Source organism: Hydrotalea sp. (assembly GCF_049968455.1).
In the GTDB taxonomy this organism is placed as follows: domain Bacteria; phylum Bacteroidota; class Bacteroidia; order Chitinophagales; family Chitinophagaceae; genus Hydrotalea.
The window spans coordinates 1-13,810 of record NZ_JBMFQT010000025.1 but is presented as its reverse complement, the minus strand read 5'-3'; the positions used below and the strand labels follow the sequence as shown (position 1 = coordinate 13,810).

The 13,810-nt window shown below is 33.8% G+C and carries 11 protein-coding genes, 1 tRNA gene and 2 pseudogenes; 10 read left to right on the top strand and 4 right to left on the bottom strand.

Annotated elements, in window-relative coordinates:
- Positions 1-103: 103 nt before the first annotated feature.
- Positions 104-643: a YceI family protein gene (locus ACP5P5_RS12995; RefSeq protein WP_428286542.1), complete on the top strand. Its 540-nt coding sequence runs from the start codon at positions 104-106 to the stop codon at positions 641-643.
- Here ACP5P5_RS12995 and ACP5P5_RS12990 read toward each other — a convergent pair.
- Positions 620-862 (bottom strand): annotated as a pseudogene (locus tag ACP5P5_RS12990) (helix-turn-helix domain-containing protein); the annotation flags it as partial. The gene ACP5P5_RS12995 and the pseudogene ACP5P5_RS12990 overlap by 24 nt on opposite strands.
- Before the next feature lie 436 nt (positions 863-1,298).
- Between ACP5P5_RS12990 and ACP5P5_RS12985 the strand changes: the two are divergent.
- The gene (locus tag ACP5P5_RS12985) at positions 1,299-1,724 is read left to right on the top strand and encodes a hypothetical protein (protein WP_428286541.1); all 426 of its coding nucleotides are present in this window, start codon (positions 1,299-1,301) and stop codon (positions 1,722-1,724) included.
- Between the two features lie 138 nt (positions 1,725-1,862).
- Here ACP5P5_RS12985 and ACP5P5_RS12980 read toward each other — a convergent pair.
- Together ACP5P5_RS12980 and ACP5P5_RS12975 are read right to left on the bottom strand one after the other, a co-directional pair.
- Positions 1,863-2,531 (bottom strand): annotated as a pseudogene (locus tag ACP5P5_RS12980) (class I SAM-dependent methyltransferase).
- An 806-nt stretch (positions 2,532-3,337) separates the two neighbouring features.
- A tRNA-Glu gene (locus ACP5P5_RS12975) sits at positions 3,338-3,409 on the bottom strand.
- Between the two features lie 211 nt (positions 3,410-3,620).
- On the opposite strand from ACP5P5_RS12975, the gene gap reads away from it, so the two are divergent.
- From gap to ACP5P5_RS12945, 6 genes are all read left to right on the top strand, one after another.
- Positions 3,621-4,634, top strand: a complete 1,014-nt coding sequence (gene gap, locus ACP5P5_RS12970) for a type I glyceraldehyde-3-phosphate dehydrogenase (protein WP_428286540.1) — start codon at positions 3,621-3,623, stop codon at positions 4,632-4,634.
- Between the two features lie 80 nt (positions 4,635-4,714).
- A complete protein-coding gene (locus ACP5P5_RS12965) occupies positions 4,715-5,911 on the top strand; it encodes a phosphoglycerate kinase (protein WP_428286539.1) in 1,197 nt (398 codons plus the stop codon).
- A gap of 185 nt (positions 5,912-6,096) precedes the next feature.
- A complete protein-coding gene (locus tag ACP5P5_RS12960; RefSeq protein WP_428286538.1) occupies positions 6,097-6,690 on the top strand; it encodes a LemA family protein in 594 nt (197 codons plus the stop codon).
- A gap of 9 nt (positions 6,691-6,699) precedes the next feature.
- The gene (locus tag ACP5P5_RS12955) at positions 6,700-7,161 is read left to right on the top strand and encodes a TPM domain-containing protein (protein ID WP_428286537.1); all 462 of its coding nucleotides are present in this window, start codon (positions 6,700-6,702) and stop codon (positions 7,159-7,161) included.
- 90 nt (positions 7,162-7,251) lie between these two features.
- The gene (locus tag ACP5P5_RS12950; protein ID WP_428286536.1) at positions 7,252-7,944 is read left to right on the top strand and encodes a TPM domain-containing protein; all 693 of its coding nucleotides are present in this window, start codon (positions 7,252-7,254) and stop codon (positions 7,942-7,944) included.
- Between the two features lie 88 nt (positions 7,945-8,032).
- Positions 8,033-8,830 (top strand): DUF6263 family protein, encoded by a 798-nt coding sequence (locus ACP5P5_RS12945; protein ID WP_428286535.1) that lies wholly within the window; start codon positions 8,033-8,035, stop codon positions 8,828-8,830.
- A 68-nt stretch (positions 8,831-8,898) separates the two neighbouring features.
- Here the strand turns inward: ACP5P5_RS12945 and ACP5P5_RS12940 are convergent, their stop codons facing one another.
- Positions 8,899-11,352 carry a M1 family aminopeptidase gene (locus tag ACP5P5_RS12940; RefSeq protein WP_428286534.1) on the bottom strand — a complete coding sequence of 818 codons (2,454 nt, stop codon included), beginning with the start codon at positions 11,350-11,352 and terminating at the stop codon, positions 8,899-8,901.
- 187 nt (positions 11,353-11,539) lie between these two features.
- Between ACP5P5_RS12940 and ACP5P5_RS12935 the strand changes: the two genes are divergently transcribed.
- Both ACP5P5_RS12935 and truA read left to right on the top strand, forming a co-directional pair.
- The gene (locus ACP5P5_RS12935) at positions 11,540-12,745 is read left to right on the top strand and encodes a DUF4476 domain-containing protein (RefSeq protein WP_428286533.1); all 1,206 of its coding nucleotides are present in this window, start codon (positions 11,540-11,542) and stop codon (positions 12,743-12,745) included.
- 6 nt (positions 12,746-12,751) lie between these two features.
- A complete protein-coding gene (truA, locus tag ACP5P5_RS12930) occupies positions 12,752-13,516 on the top strand; it encodes a tRNA pseudouridine(38-40) synthase TruA (RefSeq protein ID WP_428286532.1) in 765 nt (254 codons plus the stop codon).
- The last annotated feature ends 294 nt before the right edge of the window (positions 13,517-13,810 follow it).

The following is a 13,810-nucleotide window of genomic DNA, read 5'->3' as shown; positions in this document are numbered from 1 at the left end:
ATGCGTCGCATTCCTTATTTAGCTCGGCATATTATTACAGCAACACATGGGCAACCATTTTAGTATTGCTTTGTTAATTAGTTTGTAAGGAAAAGATTAGTTTATGAAAGGTATCATTTTGTTGATTAGTTGCTTCATGGTTTTCATACAAGTGAATGCTCAAATACTTCACCCGGATGATGAAGCTTCTAACATTCATTTTACCATTAAAAATTTTGGCATTAATACCGTTGGAACATTAAAGGGGTTACAGGGGGAAATGATTGTTAACGCGCAAGACTGCACTAAAGATTATTTTAATGTAACGGTTGAAGCGGCTACTGTGAATACCGGAATAACTGCAAGAGATCATCATTTGCGCTCAAGTGATTATTTTGATGTAAAAAAGTTTCCCAAACTACAGTTTACATCAACTAATATATACAATAACACAGCTGATGGTATGTGTTGGGTTACTGGTAAATTAGTGATAAAAGGTATTTCTAAAACAATCAATTTCCCATTTAAAGTTGAACCTACGTCAATCGGATATCGTTTGCAAGGACAGTTTACAGTTAATCGATTAGATTTTGGTGTAGGTTCTTCAAGTTGGGTTTTGGCGAATACAGTATTAGTGCAATTAAATGTATTGGCGGTTAAGTGACGCAGTACATTTTTTAAATAAACATTTTGTGCCAAAGTCGGTATAGGTTTCCCTGAATTCTTTAGGCGTACATTGTTTTCTTTTTTTAAAGGCACAATTAAAATTACTCATGTTGTTATAACCACATTTATCGGCAATCTCATTAATGCTATGGGTGGTTTCAATCAATAATCTGGCCGCTTGAGCAATTTTAATTTCATTTAATGTATCAACAAATGTTTGTCCGGTTCTGGTTTAAAAAAAAGCTGAAAGAAACTTCAGTCATGGCTGCAATTTTAGCTACTTCGGTAAGGGTAATGGGTTGTTCAAAATTTTGAAGCATTTCTTCCATTACTTTTTCTATTCTTCTGCTGTTAAAAGAAAAATGATTTGTATTGGCAAAAGATTTATTAGATAATATTTGAATATTTTGGAAGTAGAAAGTTCATGAAAAATGGCGAGTAATTCCAAAAAAGAATCGAAGCTTTTTTTTCGGATAATTCTAGTAATCTGGGTTTTGAGAATGCTGTAGTTTCTGCTGAAAATAAAATGCCTCTGGAAGAATGGTCCAGTATATTCTTAATAAAGTTCAACTGGTTACGACCTAAAAATTTTTCATCAAACAAATCTGGATGAAATTGGATTGTTTTTCAGCAATTTCTTTACTAGTACATTCATGACGGCAACTAATCATCGCAATCAGTCATCAAATTTTGCACCAGGGCATCAAATAGGCTATTTCCCCGGTGTTGCAGCTTCCTGGCGTTTATCTGTTGAATCATTTATGCGTAGAGCCAGTAATTTGTTTAAAAACATAAAAATTCTTTTGGGGTGCGGTTCTACAGGTAATTCTAATACAAATGGCCAAAATCATTATGGCTCTGCTATTAACCCGGTAGTAACCGGCCTAGGAACCGGATTTAGTCTTGCCAACTTCAGTAATCCTAATTTAACTTGGGAGACAGCTATACAAAGCAATGGTGGTATTGATTTTAGCATTTTGCATAATAGAGTAGATGCAACATTTGATGTATACAAAAAACTTCAAAAATTTTTTGTTCCAACAACCTTTGCCTGCATTCTTAGGTGGGGGTACAGCTGAATATTCCAATGCCGCTGTGGTGCAACCGCCTTGGGTAAATGAGGTTGAAATTCAAAACACAGGTTTTGAATTTAGTATTACCAGCAGAAATATTATTAAGAAAAATTTTACTTGGACTACTACAGTTATTTTCACACATTATAACAATAAAGTAGTTTCTTTAAATGGCTTTCTTGCATTAAACTGTTGTAGTTGTGGCCAATTGTTTTTAAAGTTATTCAGCCAAGCCATGTAGGTTTTATCATAATATAAACCAAAGTTTTGCCTGTCTTCCATTACAAAATAACCATCAATGGCTTTTGATATTTGAGGATTAGAAGGCAACATGCCATTAGGGAAAATGTATTTATTAATTCAAGGTTCACTACTACTTACACTTTCACTACTTCCAATGGTGTGCAATAAAAATATTCCATCATCAGTTAAATTTTTATGGGATTGTTTAATGAAATAATAATAATTAAAATGGCCAACATGTTCAAACATACCAACAGAAACAATTCTATCAAATAGCTTGTGCGCATTTCTGTAATCTGTTAATAGTATTTCAACAAGCAAACTTTCATTTACCTCTTTGGCAATTATTACTTGTTCTTTTGATAAGGTAACACCAACAACTGATAATCCATAATTCTCTGCTGCATATTTGGCCAATCCTCCCCATTCGCAACCAATATCTAACAATCGCATGCCAGGTTCCAGTTGTCATTTTCTGCATATTAAATTTAATTTTGCTACTTGTGCTTCATCAATATTTTGTGCATTCTCCCAATAAGCGCATAAGTAAATTAATCTTTTGTCTAACATATTTTAAAACAAATCATTCCCAATATCATAATGTAAATAGGCTACTTTTTTAGCTCTTTCTTTGGTTTGTTTATTAATGAATCTACTGGCAAATATTTACGATAAAACTTTTATTTTTTTTAATTTTCGGTTCAATTTTCGAAGTTAGCAACTTTTAAAAAAACTCATCTAGTGCTTCACAATCCCTTAGGTCATTTATATAAGCTTCAAACAATCCTATGGCCACTTAGTAATTACTAGTTTATAAAATTTTTGGTCATTTATTTGTGTGTCCCATTTATGCTTACCATTAATTTAAATATCCGTCTCTGATAATATTGATTCTATTACTTTTTTCTATAATAATTTTATTTAATTGTTATATTTATTTCAAAAATATTTCTATCAAACGCAGTAATGGTTTGTTCATTTTATATTAATACTATTTTTTAGTAATTTCTTATTGGTGTTAAAACTATTTGAGGCATTCGTCTTTCCTGAGAAGTATTAGCGTGCAAAATGCTTTTTAGGTAATGCATGATAGGAATGAGCAAGTGAAAAAAGGGAATTGGCATTAATAAATTGGGAAAATTAAATGGCTGTTTCATTAAATTAACATTTGTGTCAAATGCCGGTTAACGTTAGTAAATGCCATTAACCTTAATATAGAAACACATCTAGGTAGTTTAAATAGGATGGCCTCATTTCCTAATTATAATGTTAAATTAAAATTATTAATAATTTATTTAGTAATGTCCAATCAAATTAGAAATTTAGTCTTACACAAATGTATAAAAACAAAAAAACCGCATGAATTGCGGTTTTTGTAGAGCGTACGGGAATCGAACCCGTGATTCATCCGTGAAAGGGATGCGTCTTAACCCCTTGACCAACGCTCCATTTGTTTTTGGGAGTGCAAAAATAGGGGTAGGCTGCATTCTCTCAAAATTTTTCAGCAAATTTATTTTTTTGATGGGTATATTCAGTTTTTTTGATTTGCATCAATTCTTATTAAATAGCCATATTTAGCAAAATACAAAACAAATAGTTGGCAACAAAGCTTTAATTTTGCCAACGATTTATCTTTTTATCATTTAAATACTTCTAAAAATGAGTACAGTTAAAGTTGCCATTAATGGCTTTGGACGAATTGGTAGGTTAGTATATCGCCAAATTTTTAATATGGAAGGCATTGATGTAGTAGCTATAAACGATTTAACCAGTCCCAAAGTATTGGCTCATCTGTTAAAATACGATAGTGCACAAGGTAGATTTAATGCTACTGTAACTGCAACAGAAAATTCAATTTTAGTGAATGGACATGAAGTGAAAATATATGCACAACGCGATCCATCACAAATTCCTTGGGGTAACCATCAGGTTGATGTTGTGATTGAATCAACCGGATTCTTTACTGATAAAGCTAAAGCTGAAGCTCATTTATCAGCTGGTGCTAAACGTGTTGTTATTTCTGCTCCTGCAACAGGTGATTTAAAAACCGTTGTTTTCAACGTAAACCATGAAATTTTAGATGGTTCTGAAACTATCATTTCATGTGCTTCTTGTACTACTAACTGCTTGGCTCCAATGGCAAAAGCTTTAAACGATGCTTTTACAATTGAAGTTGGAAGTATGACAACAATTCATGCTTATACCAACGACCAAAATACTTTAGATGCACCCCATGCAAAAGGCGATTTAAGAAGAGCCCGTGCTGCTGCTACTAATATAGTACCCAACAGCACTGGTGCTGCCAAAGCAATAGGGTTGGTATTACCCGAATTAAAAGGAAAATTAGATGGAGGTGCCCAGCGTGTACCTGTAATTACCGGTTCATCTACTGAATTAACAGCTTTATTGGCTAAAAAAACAAGTGTTGAAGAAATTAATGCTGTTATGAAAGCTGCCAGCAATGAAAGCTTTGGGTATAATGAAGATGAGATTGTAAGTAGCGATATTGTTGGTATGCACTTTGGTTCATTGTTTGATGCTACTCAGACTAAAGTAATTTCTGCTGGCGATAAACAATTAGTAAAAGTTGTAAGCTGGTACGATAATGAAATGAGTTATGTATCACAATTGGTACGTACCGTTCGTTATTTTGCGGGATTAATAAAAAAATAGTAAAAAGCCGGTTATGCCGGCTTTTTTATTGGTATCATTTCTATTCTTAACATAAGGTCTTTCTAAATAAATAGAAAAAAATGAGCAAATTTTCTAATTTCAATTTCAATGGCCAAAAAGCCTTGATAAGAGTTGATTTTAATGTGCCTTTAAATGCGGCTTATCAAATTACAGATGATAATCGTATGAGGGCTACTATTCCAACCATCAAAAAAATTTTAGGCGATGGAGGTAGTGCTATTTTAATGAGCCATTTAGGTAGACCTAAGGATGGTCCATCTGAAAAATATTCATTAAAACACTTGGTGCAACATTTGTCTGAATTGCTTGGAGGTATACCCGTACAATTTGCTGATGATTGCATTGGTACTGAAGCATACAACAAAGCCGCAGCATTAAAACCAGGTGAAGTATTACTGTTGGAAAATCTTCGATTTTATAAGCAAGAAGAATTAGGTGATCAATCATTTGCTGAAAAATTAGCCCATTTAGGTTCAGTTTATGTGAATGATGCTTTTGGCACTGCACATAGAGCGCATGCTTCTACAGCCGTTATTGCACAGTTTTTTCCCGCCAATAAAAAAATGTTTGGTTTATTAATGGAAGCTGAAGTATCAAGTGCAGAAAAAATAATGCATCAATCCGAAAAACCTTTTGTTGCAATTATTGGCGGTGCTAAAGTTTCCGATAAAATTTTAATTATTGAGAATTTATTGAAAAGAGCTACCGACATTATTATTGGTGGTGGAATGGCATATACTTTTATGAAAGCAAAAGGTGGTTCTATCGGAAATTCATTATGTGAAGATGATAGAATTACTACTGCTAAAGAATTATTGTTGGCTGCTGAAAAGCAAGGCGTATGTATTCATTTGCCCGGTGATAGTATTATTGCAAATAAGTTTGCTGCTGATGCAGAAACTTCAACAAGTCCATCTAACAATATTCCCGATGGATGGATGGGATTAGATATAGGCCCAGAGGCATGTGAGCAGTTTACACACATTATTCATTCTGCTAAAACCATACTATGGAATGGTCCAATGGGTGTTTTTGAAATGCCCAAATTTCAGCATGGAACCAAAGCCATAGCCGTTGCTGTTGCAGAAGCTACACAAAAAGGTGCTTTTAGCTTAGTAGGTGGAGGTGATAGTGTTGCAGCCGTAAATCAGTTTGGTTTTGCTAATAAAGTAAGCTATGTTAGTACAGGTGGTGGTGCCATGTTGGAATATTTTGAAGGCAAGGTTTTGCCTGGAATAGCGGCCATTAATAGTTAATAAATCAATTAATTAGTTTTCAACCATCCGAAAGGATGGTTTTTTTATGCCATTTAGACTGAAAAAATTTTAGGTATATATTTTGAAAAATAAATCCATAAGTTCATCGCAAACATTTATCTTACAAAAAAATAGCAACAAATTTTTAATACTTTTAATTTTTACATGTTTAAAACCCCGCAAGTATGAATTCAAAAACCCTTACACTTATTATTATTGCCGCCATTATTTTATTATTAGGTGGCTGTGGATGTAACAAATACAATGGTTTGGTTCAAGGTGAACAGGCTGTTAAGCAAGCGTGGAGTAATGTGGAAACCAATTATCAACGCCGTACTGACTTATATAATAGTGTCATTAAAACCATTGAAGGTTCTGCCAACTTCGAAAAGTCAACTTTAAAAGAAGTAATCGATGCCCGTTCTAAAGCAACTAGTGTAAATGTAGATATCAATGATCCACAAAGTTTGCAAAAGTTTCAGCAGGCACAAGGGCAATTACAAGGAGCATTTAGCAGGTTAATGGCTGTGGCTGAAGCATATCCAAACTTAAAAACTACTCAGGCATTTCAAGACTTTCAGGCACAAATTGAAGGAACAGAAAATCGCATTAATGTTGCTCGACGCGATTACAATGCCGCAGTTAATAGTTATAATTTAAAAGTACGTACGTTCCCCAATAATATTTTTGCTGCCATTTTTCACTTTAGTGAAAAACAATATTATCAGGCCGACCCGGGAACTGAAAAAGCCCCCGACATTAATTTCAACATTAAATAATTTTTATTAATGGGAATTTTTTCACCAAAAAAGACCAAGGATTTTTTTTCTGAACAGGAAAAAGAATTAATTGTATTAGCCATACAAAAAGCTGAAAAAATTACCAGTGGTGAAATACGTGTTTATGTTGAAAATGCTTGTAATAATCAAAACCCTGTTGAAAGAGCTAAACAAGTTTTTGCTGAATTAAACATGCAATTAACGCAGCAACGGAATGGGGTTTTGGTTTACATAGCTATTCAAAGCAGAAAATTGGCCATTTATGGCGACGTAAGTATTCATGAAAAAGTTGGCCAGGAATTTTGGGAAAAAGCTGTTCAAGAAATGTTACATCATTTCAATGCCCGCCATTTTGCTGAGGGTATTGCAATAATTATTGATAAAATTGGTAATGCTTTGGCTACTCATTTTCCCTACAACACTGCAACTGATGGCAATGAATTACCCGATGATATTGTTTTTGGTGATTAAGCGTTACTGCTTTTTGGCTAAAGTTTGAAGCTTATTAAAATGAAAAAATTTATTCTCCTTATTTTGCTTCTGTTGCCAACTTTTTTTTGTTTGGCGCAAGATGTTTTGCCTAAACCTAATCCTCCAAGATTGGTGAATGATTATGCCAATGTATTAACACCCCAACAAAATGAAGCATTAGAAGAAAAATTAGTTGCATTAGATGACTCAACCTCCAACCAAATTGCCATTGTATTGGTTAAAACTTTAAATGGGGAAGATGTTGCAGACTATGCCAATCGATTATTTAGAGCCTGGGGCATTGGAAATAAAAAAACGAACAATGGTATTTTAATTTTAGCAGCTATTGATGACCGAAAAGTTTGGATTGAGATTGGGTATGGATTAGAAGGTGCAATTCCTGATATTACTACTTCGGAAATTTATAGAAATGATATTGTGCCTGCGTTTCGGCAGCAAAATTATTATGAAGGATTAGATAAAGCCACCAATGATTTAGCAAAAGCAGCTGTAGGTGAATATAAAGTAGCAAGAAAAAAAGACGTACCAACCGGAAGTGGTGCACTAATATTTATTATTTTGTTATTGATTGTTTTTTTTATTTTACGGAATATGGGCCGTGGTGGAGGCGGTGGTGGAGGCTTAATTGCTCCCATCATTTTATCTGGGATGTTGAATAATAGGGGTGGTAGCAGTTGGGGTGGTTCCGGAGGTGGAGGCGGTGGCTTTGGCGGTTTTGGTGGAGGCAGCAGTGGAGGCGGTGGTGCCGGTGGTAGTTGGTAATTTATGTTAAACAATAATGATACAGTAAATTTTTTTTCATTTTACTAAAACAATATTTTTGATACACAAAAAAATCTAAAAACATAATATGAAACATTTATTTTTATCCCTGCTTGCTTTTGGTAGTTTATTGGCTTCGAATGCTCAAACCAACTTAGCACAACCCGGAAAAACTTTTAAAACAGTTACCGACATTAAAGTTTCTACCAACATAAATTTTGCTGGACAGGATATTGAAACGGTTACAAATGGAGAAACTACTACTCTCGATACAATTAAAAGCATTAGTGCAAATGGTTATACTTACTCATCTACGATTACAAGGGTTAAAGGCGAAGTAAAAGTGATGGGACAAGATCAGAACTTTGACTCAGATGATTCTGCTTTGCGTAATAATCCAGAAATGGCCGATTTATTCAAAGCATTAAATGTTCCTAATTTAATTGAAGTAAAAGATGGTAAATTATTTTCGCAATCACAAAAAGTAGATGCTATCATTAAAATGGGGGGAGCTGATGATCAAGCAAAATATTTATTTTTATTGCCATCCAATAATTTAAAAGAAGGTTTTCAATGGACAGATTCTACCACAAGCGAAGCTGATTCCAAAACAGTTTCTGAATACACTATTAAGCAAATTACCGATAACACTATTATACTGGAAGTAAAAGCCAATTTGGTTTTAAAAGAAACAATGAACAGAAACGGTATGGATATTGTTCAAAATTTAAAAGGAACTGCATTAGCTACACGAACTTATAATAAAGCCAGTCGTTTATTAATGAATGAAACCAGTAATGTTGATTTAGGGGGAACAATGGAAATGATGGGCCAATCTGCCCCCGTTACATCTAAAGGTACTATTACCACTACAGTAACTGATTAATACCATATTTGCATGAAAAAAAATGCCGTGACTAATGAGTCACGGCATTTTTTATGTAAATGATGCTTTTATTTTAATTGTTCTGAAATATAGTTGGCTAAGTTTACTTGACCCATAGTTTGTTTTTTCGATTTTAGTTCATTCAAAAACAATTTAATAAATGGATCGGTTTGTTCATGATAAGCTTGAGGAATATCATTCTTAAATTGAATAATGTAATCAACGCCGCGCTTAAATTGAGTGCTATCATTAATTTTAGCTAAATAAACGGTGAAGTCGGGTAACAATTCAAACTTTTCTTGCCCAACAGGTAAAGCATTAAAGTTATAAGCTACATAATCAAAATTATCAGCATCGCCATAACGCATAAACATATTTACAATAGAAGATAATAAACGTCCTTTGGCAGTTGCTTTACTGAGGGTTAGTGCTTGTTTAAAGGCTTCAACACTATCAATTTTGCTCAAAGCATTTAAAGCTGCACCGGCTACAGAATAAGAGGAGTCTTGTAGCTCGTTAACAAAGAAACTTTTGTAATCTTTATTTTTTAATTTACCCAATACATCTGTGGCACTGGCTTTTACTAATTTTTTGGGGTCAGACTTAGCTAATTTCTCAATTTTATCAATGGTAGGCTGGTGCAAAGTTTGGCTGGTATTATTAAAAATATTTAATGCCTGAATACGCAATCTGAAAAAAGGATCATATAATGCATTTTCAACTATAGTATAACCCAAAATATCATCTAAATGATTACCTCCATAAACAACAGCTTCTCTTTTATCTAAATAATTTTGAGCGTGGTTGTATTGATAAAAAAACTCAGAAACGGTTTTGTGATCCGTTTTTTGTGCCAATAAAATTTTATCGGCATCAACATTTACTAAATTTGGCTTTTCATTTACTTTAAAGTAAAATGTATCAATGGCATTTTCTGCACAAACTTGGTACCGTTGTCTGTTTTCTCCTGTATAAATATCAATAGCAAAGGGTAGTTTAAAAATTTTGCCTGTTACTTGTTTCTGTTGAACAATTACTTTTTCTAAATGGGCTTTATCATCGTACACATAGTTTATGTCTAAAATGGGATGACCACTTCCAAAATACCATTGATTAAAATACCAATTTAAATCTTTACCAGTAACAGCTTCAAATGCAAGGCGTAGTTTCACTGCACTGCCATTACCAAATTTATTACTATTTAAATACAAATTCAATGATTTAAAAAATGCACTATCCCCTACATAATTTCGAAGCATGTGCAGAATTCTTCCGCCCTTATTATAACTTACAGCATCAAACATGTCTTCACGGTTTTCATAATAAAAGCGAACCAAGTCTTTGTTATCGCTATTACTTAAAAAATAATCGTTCATGTCTTTCCAGTTCTGATAATCACCCGCTTCCTTACCATATTTGTAAGTATCCCAAAGTACTTCACTGTAATTCGCAAAACTTTCATTCACAGTTAAATTACTCCAGCTTTCGCAGGTAACATAGTCGCCAAACCAATGGTGAAATAGTTCATGCGCAATGGTTTCTTCCCAAATATTTTCATCGGTTAATTGGCGGGCATCTTGTTGTGCACTTTCCTGATGTAATACTGCAGTTGTGTTTTCCATAGCACCGCTCACATAGTCGCGGCCTACAATTTGCGCATATTTTTGCCAAGGAAAATCAATTCCTAATATGTTTGAATAAAACTGAATCATTTCAGGAGTATGTCCAAATATTTTTCTGGCAACGCTTTCATAAGGCTTTTCTACATAATATGATACTTCTTTTCCTTTATAACTATCTTTCACAATGGTGTAGTCACCAACTCCAATAAAAAATAAATAGGGGCTATGGGGTAAATCCATTAACCAAGTATCTGTTCGTGTATTGTTGTTATTCTTTTGCTGTTTAATCAATTTACCATTTGATAGTGTTACATATTTCTCCGGAACTGTTAAAATAAATTCATCCGTGCATTTTTGGTCGGGTTTATCAATAGTAGGAATCCAAACAGAGTTCGATTCTGTTTCACCCTGTGTCCATATTTGTGTGGGTTTATTGGGGTCTTTGCCTAATGGGTTAATAAAGTATAATCCCTTAGCATCAGTAATGGCTGCACTTCCTTCACCTTTAAAATCATTTGGCCTAGCTGTGTATTGAATGTAAATGGTATATTTTTCATTTTGCGTGTAGGTTTTATCTAATTTAATTTTCAATTGCAAACTATCATATTGATAGGTAAGTGGTAACATTTTCCCATTTTTATCCATTGCAATTTTATCAATTTGCATCCCCTTTGCATCTAAGGTTAATGAGTCTGTTGGATAAAAATGAGGTTTCAATGTAATCCATTCTTTACCATTTAAATAACTATGTGCATAGTCGAAACTTGCTTCTAATTTGGTATGTACAAGGTCATTGATTTTTGTTGCAAACCCGCGATATATTTTTTGCCAATCATCTGCTTTTTGAGAAAATGCTGAAGCATAGATAAAAACAAAAAATGCAAATAATAATTTTTTCATGTTTTTTGCTAATGATTAATGAATAAAATTGTGAAAAGTTAGTTAGCGAAAATAAATAGGGAATAAAGATAATAAGGCAAGGGTTAGTTTTGGTTAAAGAAAGCCAAAAACACAAAAAATATTGCTTTGGTATGGGTATATAATGGCTCGCATTTTTCAGTTAGCTTTGTGTAAATTTTAATGAGTAATGATTTTCAAGAAAATATCTTTAGCCCTTCTTCCCTTTTTTGTTGCATGTTTTTTTATAAATGAAAATGGGTTTGCTCAGAATTATCATTTTGTTTATTTACAATCGGCCAACCGCCAACCTTACACGGTGCAGTTAAATGAACAAAACTATGCTTCAACCGTAGGTGGTTATATGATTATTCCTCGATTAATGCCCGGCAATCATCAAATTCAATTACAATGGCAGCAAAATCCTTCATTAATACTAAATTTTAATATACCCGTTACGGATCAGGATGCGGGCTATAATTTATCAAAAGGCGAAAATGGCAATTGGCAATTAACCGGTTTATCGAATGAACTGGTTATTGCGGCTACTATGCCTTCCAATTCAGAAAGTTCAACAGTTGCTCAAACTACACAAATACAAAACAACAATATTGCGGATTCTTCCACCAATAATAAATCGGCTTCAAACAAAGCAGCATCTAATACAGCCACAACAGTAAAACCATTAAAAGCGAATACTGCTGAAGCCAATTCAACTAATTCAAGTACTGTTTCAAATACGAATGATGTTTCTATCAAAAAACAAGTAATGCCTAAACAGGTAACACGTGCAACCAATAATGGTAATGTGGCTAAAACTTTTGAAAGGATGGGTGCGGAAGGGCTGGATCAAATTTATGTGGTGCAGGGTGTTAGCAAATCCGACACAATTGCTGTATTCATACCATTAAAACAGGCTCCTAAAGCTGAAGTAAAACCAGCAGAAGTTCCGGCAACTCCACAAATGCCAAAAGAAGTAGTTACAACGGTGGCTACCAATAAAATTGACAGTTCCAGTAATTTGAATGCAACTAATAATGATAATCAAAATACTACTAGTAAGCCCAATATTGATAATACCATTCAAAAAAATAATGCTCAAACTTGTCAACCTGCCACTAAAGAAGATTTTAATGCTACGCGAATAGCAATGGCCTCTTCCTATACAGATGCAGCGATGATAGATGCGGCTAAAAAAGCATTTGAAAAAAATTGCTATAGTGTTGATCAGATTAAAAATTTAGGTGTGTTATTTTTATCACAACAAAATCGCCTTCAATTTTTTATTGCTGCAAGGCCACACTTGTTAGATGCAGCTAATTTTGGTTCCTTGGTCAATGAATTTATTGATCCCAATGTAATTGATCAATTTAAAAAGTTAGACAACAGCAATTAATGGCCAATGCCTCGTTATTTTATAGAAGTAGCTTACAAGGGAACCCATTATAGTGGTTTTCAAATTCAGGAAAATGCCCCAACCGTGCAGTTGCAGCTAGAAAGGGCAATGTCAGTATTATGGAAACGCACATTTCAGTTAACAGGTTCTTCGCGAACTGATGCCGGTGTTCATGCCCGGCAGAATTTTTTTCATTTCGATAGTAATATCCCCCTTTACAATAAGCAACTTTATAATTTAAATGCCATTTTACCTTCCGATATAGTAGTTACAAATCTTTATTTAGTGGCTGATGATATGCATTCCCGATTTAGTGCAACTGCTCGAACCTATCGTTATTATATGCATAGCAGGAAAAACCCTTTTTTAAAAGATACAAGTTGGTTTTATCCTTTCACATTGCAATATGATTTGTTACATGAAGCGGCGGCCATTGTTTTGGAGCAATCTAATTTTATTGCTTTTTCTAAAAAAAACAGTCAGGTTAATAATTACCATTGTACTATTCAAAATTCATTTTGGGAAATAAATGATAATGACACACTTGTTTATTGTATTACTGCTAATCGGTTTTTACGTGGTATGGTTAGAGCGCTAGTATCAACTATGCTTCAAGTTGGCAGGGGTGCCATTTCGCTTGAAGATTTTCGTGCTTTATTTGATTCTACACAAATAGCCAGCGCCAATTTTAATAGTCCCGCTCACGGGTTGTTTTTAGAGGCCGTGCATTACCCAATGCCCTTAGTGCCCTTTATTTTTGAAGCATTGTAATTTTTATGGCAACATTTTTTTGAAAATGTTTGGTACTTTAAAAAAGCCCTGTATCTTTGCCGCCCGTTATTGCAAAACGGTAGTTCTTAGAAAGTCTTCAGCCCATATTTTTAATAAATTTTCCTAGATTTTTAAAAAAGATTTTGAGGTTGTTTTTTACCGGCTTATCTTTGCACTCCGTTTTAAAAAAGCAGAAGTTCTTTCACTTATTTTTTCCTTATTTTTTTTGAAAAAATAGTTCAAAAAAAGTTTGGTTAGGAAGGAGTAGGTTATTACTTTTGCAACCCCAATTAC

What these genes read in the sequence shown, in the direction of transcription:
- ACP5P5_RS12935 (WP_428286533.1), top strand. Translation starts at nt 11,540, where the DNA reads ATGATTTTCAAGAAAATATCTTTAGCCCTTCTTCCCTTTTTTGTTGCA.
- ACP5P5_RS12995 (WP_428286542.1), top strand. Translation starts at nt 104, where the DNA reads ATGAAAGGTATCATTTTGTTGATTAGTTGCTTCATGGTTTTCATACAA.
- ACP5P5_RS12965 (WP_428286539.1), top strand. Translation starts at nt 4,715, where the DNA reads ATGAGCAAATTTTCTAATTTCAATTTCAATGGCCAAAAAGCCTTGATA.
- ACP5P5_RS12940 (WP_428286534.1), bottom strand. Translation starts at nt 11,352, where the DNA reads ATGAAAAAATTATTATTTGCATTTTTTGTTTTTATCTATGCTTCAGCA.
- truA (WP_428286532.1), top strand. Translation starts at nt 12,752, where the DNA reads ATGCCTCGTTATTTTATAGAAGTAGCTTACAAGGGAACCCATTATAGT.
- gap (WP_428286540.1), top strand. Translation starts at nt 3,621, where the DNA reads ATGAGTACAGTTAAAGTTGCCATTAATGGCTTTGGACGAATTGGTAGG.
- ACP5P5_RS12945 (WP_428286535.1), top strand. Translation starts at nt 8,033, where the DNA reads ATGAAACATTTATTTTTATCCCTGCTTGCTTTTGGTAGTTTATTGGCT.
- ACP5P5_RS12955 (WP_428286537.1), top strand. Translation starts at nt 6,700, where the DNA reads ATGGGAATTTTTTCACCAAAAAAGACCAAGGATTTTTTTTCTGAACAG.
- ACP5P5_RS12960 (WP_428286538.1), top strand. Translation starts at nt 6,097, where the DNA reads ATGAATTCAAAAACCCTTACACTTATTATTATTGCCGCCATTATTTTA.
- ACP5P5_RS12985 (WP_428286541.1), top strand. Translation starts at nt 1,299, where the DNA reads ATGACGGCAACTAATCATCGCAATCAGTCATCAAATTTTGCACCAGGG.